Annotated in this window: 12 protein-coding genes; 6 read left to right on the top strand and 6 right to left on the bottom strand. The window is 73.8% G+C overall.

Annotated elements, in window-relative coordinates; all coding sequences use genetic code 11:
* Positions 1-945, bottom strand: coding sequence for an aa3-type cytochrome oxidase subunit II (ctaC, locus tag F0L17_RS06080; protein ID WP_162465873.1), 945 nt, complete (start codon positions 943-945; stop codon positions 1-3).
* A gap of 242 nt (positions 946-1,187) precedes the next feature.
* Here ctaC and F0L17_RS06085 point away from each other — a divergent pair, with 242 nt between their 5' ends.
* Complete coding sequence (locus F0L17_RS06085) at positions 1,188-2,672, top strand: cysteine desulfurase/sulfurtransferase TusA family protein (RefSeq protein ID WP_155070262.1); 1,485 nt, start codon at positions 1,188-1,190, stop codon at positions 2,670-2,672.
* Between the two features lie 28 nt (positions 2,673-2,700).
* Here F0L17_RS06085 and F0L17_RS06090 read toward each other — a convergent pair whose 3' ends face one another.
* Positions 2,701-3,675: a PfkB family carbohydrate kinase gene (locus F0L17_RS06090; protein ID WP_162466749.1), complete on the bottom strand. Its 975-nt coding sequence runs from the start codon at positions 3,673-3,675 to the stop codon at positions 2,701-2,703.
* 241 nt (positions 3,676-3,916) lie between these two features.
* Between F0L17_RS06090 and F0L17_RS06095 the strand changes: the two genes are divergently transcribed.
* On the top strand, positions 3,917-5,386 hold the full coding sequence (locus F0L17_RS06095; protein WP_162465874.1) for a hypothetical protein: 1,470 nt from the start codon (positions 3,917-3,919) through the stop codon (positions 5,384-5,386).
* A 190-nt stretch (positions 5,387-5,576) separates the two neighbouring features.
* Here F0L17_RS06095 and erpA read toward each other — a convergent pair whose 3' ends face one another.
* Positions 5,577-5,933: an iron-sulfur cluster insertion protein ErpA gene (gene erpA, locus F0L17_RS06100; protein ID WP_155070263.1), complete on the bottom strand. Its 357-nt coding sequence runs from the start codon at positions 5,931-5,933 to the stop codon at positions 5,577-5,579.
* 248 nt (positions 5,934-6,181) lie between these two features.
* Here erpA and nadA point away from each other — a divergent pair, with 248 nt between their 5' ends.
* Entirely contained in the window at positions 6,182-7,408 is a 1,227-nt protein-coding gene (gene nadA, locus F0L17_RS06105) for a quinolinate synthase NadA (RefSeq protein WP_420802388.1), read from the top strand.
* A gap of 91 nt (positions 7,409-7,499) precedes the next feature.
* On the opposite strand, the gene pspAA is transcribed toward nadA, so the two are convergent.
* Together pspAA and F0L17_RS06115 are read right to left on the bottom strand one after the other, a co-directional pair.
* On the bottom strand, positions 7,500-7,802 hold the full coding sequence (gene pspAA, locus F0L17_RS06110; protein WP_162465875.1) for a PspA-associated protein PspAA: 303 nt from the start codon (positions 7,800-7,802) through the stop codon (positions 7,500-7,502).
* Between the two features lie 196 nt (positions 7,803-7,998).
* Positions 7,999-8,787 carry a PspA/IM30 family protein gene (locus F0L17_RS06115; protein WP_155073236.1) on the bottom strand — a complete coding sequence of 263 codons (789 nt, stop codon included), beginning with the start codon at positions 8,785-8,787 and terminating at the stop codon, positions 7,999-8,001.
* Between the two features lie 315 nt (positions 8,788-9,102).
* Between F0L17_RS06115 and F0L17_RS06120 the strand changes: the two genes are divergently transcribed.
* The 3 genes from F0L17_RS06120 (at position 9,103) to F0L17_RS06130 (ending at position 11,843) form a co-directional block, all read left to right on the top strand.
* The gene (locus F0L17_RS06120) at positions 9,103-9,651 is read left to right on the top strand and encodes a DUF3043 domain-containing protein (protein WP_338017974.1); all 549 of its coding nucleotides are present in this window, start codon (positions 9,103-9,105) and stop codon (positions 9,649-9,651) included.
* A gap of 81 nt (positions 9,652-9,732) precedes the next feature.
* A complete protein-coding gene (locus F0L17_RS06125) occupies positions 9,733-10,593 on the top strand; it encodes a class I SAM-dependent methyltransferase (protein WP_155070264.1) in 861 nt (286 codons plus the stop codon).
* Between the two features lie 188 nt (positions 10,594-10,781).
* The gene (locus tag F0L17_RS06130; protein WP_155070265.1) at positions 10,782-11,843 is read left to right on the top strand and encodes a S1C family serine protease; all 1,062 of its coding nucleotides are present in this window, start codon (positions 10,782-10,784) and stop codon (positions 11,841-11,843) included.
* Between the two features lie 119 nt (positions 11,844-11,962).
* Here the strand turns inward: F0L17_RS06130 and F0L17_RS06135 are convergent, their stop codons facing one another.
* Positions 11,963-12,175 (bottom strand): hypothetical protein, encoded by a 213-nt coding sequence (locus F0L17_RS06135; protein ID WP_155070266.1) that lies wholly within the window; start codon positions 12,173-12,175, stop codon positions 11,963-11,965.
* Between the last annotated feature and the right edge of the window lie 132 nt (positions 12,176-12,307).

Genomic DNA, 12,307 nt, shown 5'->3' on the forward strand with positions numbered 1-12,307 from the left:
TTACTGGCCTTCTCGTTCTTGGCGGGCTCCGCCCGCCGGGATGTAGCCGGTCTGGCCCTTCTCCGCCAGTTCCTCCAGGTGCTGCTGGTAGCGCTCGGGGGAGACGACCTTGACGTTGAACAGCATCCGGGCGTGGTCGACACCGCACAGCTCGGCGCACTTGCCCAGGAAGGTGCCCTCCTTCTCGGGGGTCACCTCGAACTGGTTGGTGTGGCCGGGGATGACGTCCTGCTTGAACAGGAACGGCACGACCCAGAAGGAGTGGATGACGTCACGCGAGGTCAGGACGAACCGGACCTTCTCGCCCTTGGGCAGCCACAGCGTCGGGCCGGGGTTGCCGGTCTGCGGGTTCCTGTCGGCCGGCGTGCCCGCCACGTGGACGCCCTCGGCGCCCTCGGGGACGGCCTCCAGCATGGAGGCGGGGATGCCTTCCAGCTCGTCGGCGTCCTTGTTGGACGTGGCGGGGTCACCGTCCACGTCCTCCAGGTAGTTGAAGCCCCAGCTCCACTGGTAGCCGACGACGTTGATGACGTGGTCGGGCTTCTCGGAGAGTTCCAGGAGCTTCGACTCGTCCCGGGCGGTGAAGTAGAAGAGCACCGAGACGATGATGAGCGGGACCACCGTGTACAGCGCCTCGATGGGCATGTTGTACCGGGTCTGCGGGGGTACCTCGACCTTGGTCCTGGTGCGCCGGTAGACGATGACACACCACAGGATCAGTCCCCACACCAGGAAGCCCACCGCGAGCGCGGCCGCCCACGAGCCCTGCCACAGGGAGAGGATCCGCGGCGCCTCCTCCGTGACCGGGGTGGGCATACCGAGGCGGGGGAAGTCCTCGTATGTGCAACCGGTGGCGGTTGCCAGGACCAGGCCCGCGGCAAGCGCCTGCGGCAGCTTCCGCCGCATCGGGCGCCGCGACGAGCGGTCGGAGCCGTTGGGACTCACGTAGCGCCTTCCCGAGAGTCTCGCCCGCTCGGCCCGGCTCGGCCTTGGTGGTCGGGCGCGGCCCTGGCGCGGGCAGGGGTTTGGATGTTTATGCGGACCAAACCCTACTGGACGCCATTCCGGGTCGCGCGGGGAGGGTGCCCAACGCGCCGCGCCTCCCTCCGATGGGGTGGAACGGGCGCCTCCGGCCATGGTCGGGCGCTCTCCTCCCGGAGCCGCGCGAAGCGCGTTAGCGTGCCGGTATGCCCTACTTCGACGCCGCCTCCTCCCTCCCCCTGCACCCCGTCGCCCGCCAGGCCCTGCTCGCCTCGCTCGACGAGGGCTGGGCCGACCCCACCCGACTGCACCGGGAGGGCCGACGGGCCCGGCTGCTGTTGGACGCCGCGCGCGAGGCGGCCGCCGAGGCGGTGGGGTGCCGGCCGGACGAGCTGTCCTTCACCTCCTCGGGCACCCGGGCGCTGCACACCGGGATCGCCGGGACGTTGACCGGACGGCGACGGGTCGGGCGGCGTCTGGTGGTCTCCGCGGTGGAGCACTCCGCCGTGCTGCACGCGGCCGAGGCCCACGAGTCGGGCGGCGGGACGGTGGTGAGGGTGCCCGTGGACCGCACGGGCCGGGTGTCGGCCGAGGAGTTCGGCGCGGCGCTGCGGGAGGACGAGACCGGCGGCACGGCGCTGGCCTGCCTCCAGTCGGCCAACCACGAGGTGGGAACCGAGCAGCCGGTGGCGGAGGTCGCGGAGTCGTGCGCGGCGGCCGGGGTGCCGTTGCTGGTGGACGCCGCCCAGTCGCTGCCGTGGGGCCCGGTGGGCGGCGGCTGGTCGCTGCTGGCGGCCGGCGCGCACAAGTGGGGCGGTCCGGGCGGGGTCGGACTGCTGGTGGTGCGCAAGGGAACGCGGTTCGCCCCGCCGCCCCCGGCGGACGAGCGGGAGTCGGGACGGTCCCCCGGGTTCGCCGACCTCCCGGCGATCGTGGCGGCGGCGGCCTCGCTGCGGGCGGTGCACGCGGAGGCCGGCGCGGAGGCGGCGCGCCTGCGCGCCCTGGTGGACCACATCCGGGCGCGGGTGCCCGAACTGGTGCCGGACGTGGAGGTGGTGGGCGACCCGGTGCGGCGGTTGCCGCACGTGGTGACGTTCTCCTGCCTGTACGTGGACGGCGAGGTGCTGCTCCACGCGCTGGACCGGGCGGGCTTCTCGGTCTCCTCGGGCTCCTCGTGCACCTCCGACACCCTGACGCCCAGTCACGTCCTGCGGGCGATGGGGGTGCTCTCGGAGGGCAACGTCCGCGTCTCGCTGCCGCCGGGGACGACCGAGGCGGACGTGGAGTCCTTCCTGGCGGTGCTGCCGGACGCGGTGCGGGGGGTGCGCGACCGGCTCGGCGCGCCCGCCGTCGCGCGGAGGGGCCCCGAGGGGAGGGCCACCGAGGAGGGGTCCGACGGGAGGGGGTTCACCCGCCCCCGGGCGGAGGAGCCGCGGGGGGCTTCCGGTGGGACGGCCGCCGAGGAGCCCCTTCCCGCCCCGGCGCTCACCGTCGACGCCAGGGGCCGGCGGTGCCCGGTCCCCGTCATCGAACTGGCGAAGGTGATCGACCGGGTTCCGGTGGGCGGCACGGTGCTGCTGCTCGCCGACGACGAGGCGGCCCGGCTGGACGTTCCCGCCTGGTGCGGGATGCGCGGTCACGAGTACCTGGGCTCGGACGGTCACGCCTACCGGGTGCGCCGGCTGGCGTGACCGTGGCCCGGACGCCCGGCCGCGGGACTCAGGACAGGGAGACGCGGACCTCGGCCGCCGCGTCCTCGCCGTAGGTCTTGGTGAAGCGCTCCAGGAAGTGGCTGCGCCGCAGCTCGTACTCCTGGGTGCCGAGCGTCTCGATCACCAGGGTGGCGAGCATGCAGCCGAGCTGGGCGGCCCGCTCCAGACCCAGCTCCCAGGCCAGACCGGAGAGGAAACCGGCGCGGAAGGCGTCGCCGACGCCGGTGGGGTCCACCTTCTCCTCCTCCGGCGGGCAGGGCACGGTGATCGTCTCCTGCCCGGCGCGTTCGATGCGCACGCCGTTGGAGCCCAGCGTCGTGACGCGGGTGCCGACCTTCGCCAGGATCTCCTCGGCGCTCCAGCCGGTCTTGGACTCCACCAGGCCGGCCTCGTACTCGTTGGTGAACAGGTAGGCGGCGCCCTCGGTCAGGCCGCGGATCTCCTCGCCCTCCATCCGCGCGAGCTGCTGGGAGTAGTCGGCGGCGAAGGGGATGCCGCGGGTACGGCACTCCTCGGTGTGGCGCATCATCGCCTCGGGGTCGTCCGCGCCGATGTGCACCAGGTCCAGGCCGCCCACCCGGTCGGCGACGGCCTTGAGCTCGATCAGCCGGGCCTCGCTCATCGCACCGGTGTAGAAGGAGCCGATCTGGTTGTGGTCGGCGTCGGTGGTGCACACGAAGCGGGCGGTGTGCAGCACCTCGGAGATGCGCACCGAGTCGGTGTCCACTCCGTGCCGCTCCAGCCAGGCGCGGTACTCCCCGAAGTCGGCGCCCGCCGCGCCGACGAGGATCGGGCGCACACCGAGCTGCCCCATGCCGAAGCTGATGTTCGCGCCGACCCCACCGCGCCGGACGTTGAGGGTGTCCACCAGGAACGACAGCGAGACCGTGTGGAGCCGGTCGCCGACGAGCTGGTCGGCGAAACGACCGGGGAAGGTCATCAGGTGGTCGGTGGCGATGGATCCGGTGACGGCGATGCGCACGGCGGGCTGCTCCTGGGAGAGGGTGGGAGGGAACGGGCGAGAAAACGCCACCACGCTACTGCCCCTTCCACCCCGGCGTCGCGCCAGGGCACCGGGTCGGACGCGGCCGGGGAACCTCCCGCGTCCCGGCCACGTCACATCGGCGCACGGCTGGAAGAACACGCACGACGAACAGGCGAGTGCGCCCGAGTCCACCCGGACACGCGGTACGCGCGGCGCACGCCAGCGAAGGAGCGATGCGGTGAGTGCCGACCACACCCCGGAACCCACCCGCCCCCGGCGGCGCGGACCGACGGCCGTCTCGGTGGCCCTGGCCGTCCTGCTGGCCGGCGGAGGCGGCGCCTACTGGGCCGCGAACGGCACCGGCGGCGCGGGAGCGGACGCGGCTCGGGACGGCTCCGCGAGCAGGCCGGCCGCCCTGGTCCTGGACGGCTACGGCGGACCGGCGACCACCCCGGTCGAGCGCGGGATCGCCCCCGGCGAGCCCGCCCCGGACGGCGGTCCCGTCCACAGGGCGACCGGGCCGCTGCCGAAGGGGCCCGAGTCGGCTCCGGCCTACCGCTCGGTCGTCGACGTCGACCGCGAGGGCGTCGCCGCGTTGGCCGAGGCGCTGGAGGTGCCCGGCGAGGTCCGCGAGGAGGACGGCGCGTGGACGGTCGGCGGCGCCGACGAGGGGCAGGGCAGGACGCTGCGGGTGGATTCCGCCACGGGCGCCTGGACGTTCACCGCGCCGATCCCGCTGAAGGCCGGCGACGTCTCGCCCGAGGAGGCGAAGGAGGCCGCCCGGCCCGTGGTCGAGGCCCTCGGACTGGAGGGCGCCGAGGTGGACGCCGGGCGGGAGCGGGACGGACTGCGGGTCGTCCGTGTCGATCCGCGGCGGGACGGGCTGCCCGTCCACGGGCGGACGACCGAGATCGGTGTCGGCCACGGGGGCGCGTTGGCCGACGGCGGTGGACGACTGACCGAGCCGGTGCGGATGGGCGGGGACGCCGAGTACCCGGTGATGAGCGCCGAGGAGACCCTGGCCGCGCTCAACGAGCGCAGTGGCCGGATCGGGCCGGACGTCCTGTGCGCGGGGAGGCCCGGCACGGGGAGGCCCGGCGCGGACGGGCCGGGTGTCGTGCCGCCCGCGGACGGCGATCCCGACGCCCCCGGCGGGGCCGGGAGCCCGGAGCCCTGTGGTCCGGGCGGGAAACGCGCGGTCCTGAAGGTGACGGGGGCGGAGTTCGGACTGTCGGCGTACCGCTCGGAGGGACGCGACCTGCTGGTGCCGTCCTGGTTGTTCGAGGTGTCGGGGCCGGACGGGCGGGAACGCACGGTGGCCCACCCGGCGGTGGAGGAGGAGTACCTGGCGCCGTCTCCCGCGAACGGTGACGGTGATGGTGACGACCCCACGTCCTCCCCGGCCGATCCCGGTGACCCGGCGGGGGAGCATCCGGTGTCGACCGCGACACACCTGGACGAGTACGACGCGGGGGACCGTACGCTCACCGTCCACTTCTGGGGCGGGGTCTGCGAGGAGTACACGGCGACCGCGGAGGAGAGCGCGGAGTCGGTGACGGTGCGGATAACCGGGGAGCCCGAGGAGCCGGGCCGGGCCTGCGCCGCGATCGCCGAGAAGACGACCGCCGAGGTGCGGCTGGAGGAGCCCGTCGGCGACCGGAGGGTTCTGGACGCGGAGGGCGAACCGCTGCCCGAGGGGCGGCCCTGAGGCGACTTCGACGACCGGCCCCCACCCGCCCCGGACCGGAGCGGCGGCGGGCGGGGCCGGACTCCTCCGGACGGCGCCTCCCTGGCGGTTCGCCGAAGCCCCCGGACACGCCGAAGGCGGCGACCCGGTCCCGGGTCGCCGCCTTCGGCGTGTCGCGGTGCGCGCCCTGCCCGCCGGGCGGGCGGACGGCTCAGCTGAAGGAGTCGCCGCAGGCGCAGGAGCCCGTGGCGTTCGGGTTGTCGATGGTGAAGCCCTGCTTCTCGATGGTGTCGACGAAGTCGATGGAGGCGCCGTTGAGGTACGGGGCGCTCATCCGGTCGGTGACGACGCGGACCCCGTCGAACTCCTTGACGACGTCGCCGTCGAGGGAGCGCTCGTCGAAGAAGAGCTGGTACCGCAGGCCGGAGCAGCCGCCGGGCTGAACGGCGACGCGCAGGGCCAGGTCCTCGCGGCCCTCCTGTTCGAGCAGGCTCTTGACCTTCGCCGCGGCGGCGTCGGACAGGATGATTCCGTCAGTCGTCACAGCGGTCTCGTCCGATACGGACATCTGCTTCTCTCCCGGGTTGTACGGACTGCTCTGCCGCCTGCTCAACAGACGGCTTCCCGGTTTCATTCCAGGCCGGGCACGTCTCCTTGCGGCTTTCATGCTCGCACACCGGGTGCCCCGCGGTCACTTCCCCGAACCTCCCGGCGGGGATGCGTCACATTGACGCGATGGCCATCGTCAAACCGACACGGCGCGGTTATGATAGATAATGTCAATCCGACGAAAAGACCGTTGAGCCCCACGAAAGGGTGCGTGCCGTGAACACCGCCCCGCCCGCCACCCCGGCCACCCCCGGGGAGTCCCTGGATGTCCAGCCGACCCCGCTGGCCCTGCTCCTCCTCGGCCGCCAGGCCGACCCCGGCAGCGAGCGCGGCGTGGAGTGTCCCGGCGACCTGCCCGCCCCGTCGGACCCCGACCTGGTCGAACGCGCCCGCGCGGCGAAGGAGCGGCTGGGCGAGAAGGTCTTCGTGCTGGGCCACCACTACCAGCGCGACGAGGTCATCCGGTTCGCCGACGTCACCGGTGACTCCTTCAAGCTGGCCCGGGACGCGGCCGCCCGTCCGGAGGCGGAGTACATCGTCTTCTGCGGCGTGCACTTCATGGCCGAGTCCGCCGACATCCTCACCTCCGACCGCCAGCAGGTCGTCCTGCCGGACCTGGCCGCCGGCTGCTCGATGGCGGACATGGCCACCGCCGAGCAGGTGGCCGAGTGCTGGGACGTGCTGACCGAGGCGGGCGTCGCCGATGTCACCGTCCCGGTCTCGTACATGAACTCCTCCGCCGACATCAAGGCCTTCACCGGGCGGCACGGCGGCACCATCTGCACCTCCTCCAACGCCAGGCGGGCGCTGGAGTGGGCGTTCTCGCAGGGGGACGGCCGGGAGAACAAGGTCCTCTTCCTGCCCGACCAGCACCTGGGCCGCAACACCGCGGTGCGGGACATGGGGATGTCCCTGGAGGAGTGCGTCGTCTACAACCCGCACAAGCCGAACGGCGGGCTGACCGTCGAGGAGCTGCGGGAGGCGAAGATGATCCTGTGGCGCGGGCACTGCTCGGTCCACGGCCGCTTCACGCTGGACTCGGTGAACGACGTGCGCGAGCGGGTCCCCGGCATCAACGTGCTGGTGCACCCCGAGTGCCGCCACGAGGTCGTCGCGGCGGCGGACCACGTGGGCTCCACCGAGTACATCATCAAGACCCTCCAGGCCGCCCCGGCCGGCTCGAAGTGGGCGATCGGCACCGAGCTCAACCTGGTGCGCCGTCTGGCGAACCGTTTCGCGCCCGAGGGCAAGGAGGTCGTCTTCCTCGACCGGACGGTCTGCTTCTGCTCCACCATGAACCGGATCGACCTGCCGCACCTGGTCTGGGCCCTGGAGTCGCTGGCCGACGGCAAGGTCGTCAACCGCATCCAGGTGGATCCGGAGACCGAGAAGTTCGCCCGGCTGGCCCTGGACCGGATGCTCGCCCTGCCCTGACGGGCCGGGGCGCGGGCGGCGGCGCGGATTTCGGGGGCACGCGCCGCCGCCCCCGCGGGGGCGGACGCGGGGGCCGGGTCAGGCGGCCGGGTCAGGCGGAGGCGCCCGGGGCGGCGTCGGTCGGGAAGAAGCCGTCCTCGCCCAGCAGTTCGCGCACCTCCTCCAAGGTGGCCCCGGGCGCGGGCAGGATCAGCTCCGAGGGCTCCAGCGAGTCGTCGGGCAGGGGCGTGCCCAGGGAACGCACGGCGTCCAGCAGGGCGGCCAACGTACGGCGGAACCCGGGCTCGTCCCCGTGCTCCATCTCGTCGAGCAGCTCGTCGTCCAACGCGTTCAGGCCGGGCAGGTGGCTGTCGTCCAGCCTGACCTGTCCCTCCCCCATGATCCGTACGATCACGTCGCTCTCCTTCTTCCCGTTCCCGTGCGGCCGACGGGACGGGTTCCCACCGAGTCGGGGGTGATGCTCGCGCGTACCGGTTCCGTCCTCCGCCCGCCGTGGTGAGGGAGCGCGCGGCGGAGGGACGCGGGGAGACGCGGAAGGCGGCGGGGCCGCGGCCGGAACCGGGGACGGGGCCCCGCGGCCCACCGCGGGCCTACTGCTTGTCGAAGCGGGGCGCGTCCTGGGCCTGCTGCTGCCGGGCCTGCTCCTCCCGCGCCTGACCCTGGCCGCCTTCGATGGCCTGCCGGTCGCCGCCGGTGCCCCCCGCCAGCTCGGCCTTCATCCGCTGGAGTTCCAGCTCCACGTCCGAGCCGCCGGAGAGGCGGTCCAGCTCGGCCGCGATGTCGTCCTTGGCCAACCCGCTGGGGTCGTCGAGCGCGCCGGAGGCCAGCAGCTCGTCGATCGCCCCGGCACGGGCCTGCAGTTGCGCGGTCTTGTCCTCGGCGCGCTGGATGGCCAGGCCGACGTCGCCCATCTCCTCGGAGATGCCGGAGAACGCCTCCCCGATGCGGGTCTGCGCCTGGGCGGCGGTGTAGGTGGCCTTGATGGTCTCCTTCTTGGTGCGGAAGGCGTCCACCTTCGCCTGGAGGCGCTGGGCGGCGAGGGTCAGCTTCTCCTCCTCGCCCTGGAGCGTCTGGTGCTGTTGCTGGAGGTCGGCCACCTGCTGCTGGAGGGCGGCGCGACGGGACAGCGCCTCGCGCGCCAGGTCCTCACGGCCGAGGGCGAGCGCCTTGCGGCCCTGTTCCTCCAGCTTGGTCGACTGCGACTGGAGCTGGTTGAGCTGGAGCTCCAGGCGCTTGCGCGAAGTGGCCACGTCGGCGACGCCACGGCGCACCTTCTGCAGCAGTTCGAGTTGTTTCTGGTAGGAGTAGTCGAGCGTCTCGCGCGGGTCCTCGGCCCGGTCCAGGGCCTTGTTGGCCTTCGCGCGGAAGATCATCCCCATACGCTTCATGACACCGCTCATGGGCTTCGCGCGCCCCCTTCGTGACGGACTGAGCCTCGCAACACACCGACAGGTCCCACACTACGGGCCCCGTCTCCATTACCGCACTGTCCGGCCCCCGATGTGCTCCTCCTTCAGGACGATCGACGAACGGCCTCCTCCGGCCCAGGAAGTAGGTGGGCCCGCATTCCGCCGTTCCGCCGTTGCCGGATCGTTCCCCGTGGGGGTGGGGGCCACACCTGGACGCCCCGTACTCTTGGCAGTGTGTTCCGAAGCCGTTCCCGTGATGAGCAGAGCACGGCTCCCCAGGAGACCGTGACGTCGGCCAACCGCCGTGACCCGCAGGCCCCCAAGGGCCGGCCCACGCCCAAGCGCAGCGAGGCCGAGGCCCTGCGGCGCGCCGTGGTGAAGCCCCCCGCCGACCGCAGGGAGGCCGCCAAGCGCGCCCGCGAGGCCCGTCGGGCCGAACTGGCGAAGCAGCGCGAGGCCCTGGCCGGCGGTGACGAGCGCTACCTGCCGGCGCGCGACCGCGGCCCGGTGCGGCGCTACGCGCGTGACGTCGTGGACTCCAAGTGGCACGTGGCGGAGTTCTTCCTGCCGTTGGCCGTGCTCATCCTGATCATGAGCATGATGCCGTCGGTCCAGGTGAAGAATGCCTCGCTGCTGCTGTGGACGGGCGTCATCGTGATGATCCTCGTCGACTCCCTCCTCACCGGCTTCAGGCTGAAGAAGGCCCTGCGCGAGCGCTTCCCCGACGAGAACCGGCGGGGCGCCGTGGCGTACGCGCTGATGCGGACGCTCCAGATGCGCCGCATGCGGCTGCCCAAGCCGCAGATCGCCCGGGGCGAGGCCCCACGCCACTGAACCGGCCACCGACCGCCCCGGCGACCGCCGGGGCCCGGTGACGGAACCCCTGACGGATCGGATCCCGACGGACGACCATCGATGGACACCGCCGTACGACACGACGACGTGAACGGCGCGGGCGGCGCCGACGGCGCGACCGGCACGCGCGCCGCCGCCACGCCCCCGGTGGGCATCCCGGCCCCCGCCCCGGTGCCCGCCGATCCCCCCGCCGCCGCGGCTCCGCGGGGCGCCCCGCGGAGCGAGGTCACCGTGCACCAGGCCCTGATCACCCGGCAGGTCGAGGAGCAGATCACCGCGCGCTTCCCGGTGGGCCGGCGGCTGCGCGTGCTGGACGTGGCGCTGCGCGACGGCCGGCAGGCCCTGCCGCTGGCGCGGGCCGGGCACGAGGTGACGGGCCTGGAGCCCGACCCGGCCCTGGCCGACGTGGTGCGCCGCGCCCTGGAGGCGGAGCCCGCCGGCATCCGGGAGCGCACCCGGATCGTCGCCGGGGACAGCCGCAGCACCGGTGCCCACTTCCTGCCCGGCACCTTCGACGTGGTGCTCTGCCACGGAGTGCTCTCCCCCGGTGACGAGCCCGGACCGCTCCTCGCCGGTCTGGGCCGGGTGCTGGCCCCCGGCGGGATGTTGTCGCTGGTGGTGCCCAACGTCGAGGCGGCGGCCCTGCGCCCGGGGCTGGCCGGCGACTGGGAGGACGCCCTGGCCCGGCTCGTCCCCGATCCCGGGGAGCGTCCCCTGCGGCGCGAGGCCCTGTCGGCCGCCCTGACCGGAATGAGCACCCCGGTGCGGCAGTGGTACGGGGTGGGGGTCTTCTCCGACGACGTCCCCCTGCCCGCCGACGGGGAGGGCGAACGGCGGTTGGTCGTCGAGGAGCGGGCCGGGCGCACCGACCCCTACCGTTCGGTGGCGACGCTGCTGCACCTGTGCGCCGTGCGCGGCTGACCGGCCGGCCGCGGGGGCGCCCGCCGACCGTGCCGCGGTGACGGGCGGTGTGGGCGGTACGGGCGGTACGGGCGGTGCGGGCGGTTTCCGACGCTCCCGGCGGGGAACGCGGACGCCTCACAGCCGTGACGTCCCGGTGGGGACGTCGCCTCGACCGTCACCGGCCGGCGAAGGGGGCCCGTACCGCCATGACCCGTTCTCCCACGCGCGGTCCACGCCGCGCGACGGCCGCCGCGCTGTGCGCGGCGGCCGTCCTGTTCACCGGCTGCACCGGATCGGACTCCCCGGACGGCTCGCGGGACACCCCCTCCCCCGGCGGGTCCCTCGCCGTGCCCGACTCCGCCGGCGCCCTCCAGGAGTCCTTCCAGGAGGTGGTCGACCGGGTGCTGCCGTCCGTCGTCCAGATCACCACCGGCGAGGGGCTGGGCTCGGGCGTGGTCTACGACGAGGAGGGCCACATCGTCACCAACGCCCACGTGGTGGGCGACGCCGAGCGGTTCCGCGTCACCCTCGCCACCGACCGGGAGGACCGGGAGGCCGAGCTGGTCGCCGACCACCCGGACGAGGACCTGGCCGTCGTACGGCTCACCGATCCGCCCGACAACCTGCGCCCGGCGACGTTCGGCGACTCCGACGAGGTGGAGGTCGGTCAGATCGTGTTGGCGATGGGCAACCCGCTGGGACTGTCCTCCAGCGTCACCGAGGGGATCGTCTCGGCCACCGACCGCTCCCTCGGCGAGGGCCCGGGAACCGCCATCGGCGGCCTGATCCAGACCTCGGCCCCCATCAACCCGGGCAACAGCGGGGGCGCGCTGGTCGATCTCTCCGGCCGGGTGATCGGCATCCCCACCCTGGCCGCCCGCTCACCCGGCGGGGACGGGGGCGCGGCACCGGGGCTGGGTTTCGCCATCCCCTCCGACACCGTCCGCGACCTGGCCGACCAGATGATCGAGCACGGCGAGGTGGTGGACTCCGACGAGGCGGCGATCGAGGCGACGGTGCGCACCGTGCTCGGCGACGACCTCCGGCCCGCGGGCGTGGCCGTGGTGGAGGCCGAGGAGGGCGGCGCGGCGGACGACGCCGGGCTGCGCGGCGGTGACGTGATCGTCCGGCTCGGCGGGGAGGAGACCCCGCACACCTCCGCCCTGGCCCGGGCGCTGGCCGCGCACGAGCCCGGCGACGAGGTGGAGATCGCCTACCGGCGCGGCGGCGAGGAACAAACCGCCCGGATCACCCTCGGCGAACGCTGAGCCGTCCGGGTGCCGGGCCGTGTGCGCGGCCCGGCACCCGGACGGTACGGGCGGCACTACCGAGCCGGGCCGGGTCGGGCCGGACCCGAGCCGACCCCGCCGGACGACACGACCGCCCGTCAGCCCTCCTCGGCGGCGCTCAGGCTCATCGGCCCGTACACCGTCGTGCCGTCCTCCAGCAGCGTCACCTGCTCGACGCCGCCCTCCAGCAGTTCGCGCCAGGTCTCGCCGATCCAGCTCTCGGCGTCCCCCTGGGTGGGGAACTCCTCCGGCTGGACGGCGGGTTCCGTCTCCGTGCCGTCGGCCTTCTCGAACCGCCACGTCCACGCCATGTGCGCCTCCCCTGTTCCCGGTGTTCCCGGATTGTTCCCTGTGGGCCGTCTCCGGCCGTGCGTCCGTGATCCTGTCCAGTCGAGCGCAGAGTAGTGCCCCTCGCGCGACCGGTTCCCGGACGCGAGACGATC

Source organism: Streptomyces taklimakanensis (assembly GCF_009709575.1).
In the GTDB taxonomy this organism is placed as follows: Bacteria; Actinomycetota; Actinomycetes; order Streptomycetales; family Streptomycetaceae; genus Streptomyces; species Streptomyces taklimakanensis.

Coding starts and splice junctions, on each gene's coding strand:
- F0L17_RS06085 (WP_155070262.1), top strand. CDS start 1,188: ATGCCCTACTTCGACGCCGCCTCCTCCCTCCCCCTGCACCCCGTCGCC.
- erpA (WP_155070263.1), bottom strand. CDS start 5,933: ATGTCCGTATCGGACGAGACCGCTGTGACGACTGACGGAATCATCCTG.
- F0L17_RS06115 (WP_155073236.1), bottom strand. CDS start 8,787: ATGGGGATGATCTTCCGCGCGAAGGCCAACAAGGCCCTGGACCGGGCC.
- F0L17_RS06125 (WP_155070264.1), top strand. CDS start 9,733: ATGGACACCGCCGTACGACACGACGACGTGAACGGCGCGGGCGGCGCC.
- F0L17_RS06130 (WP_155070265.1), top strand. CDS start 10,782: ATGACCCGTTCTCCCACGCGCGGTCCACGCCGCGCGACGGCCGCCGCG.
- F0L17_RS06135 (WP_155070266.1), bottom strand. CDS start 12,175: ATGGCGTGGACGTGGCGGTTCGAGAAGGCCGACGGCACGGAGACGGAA.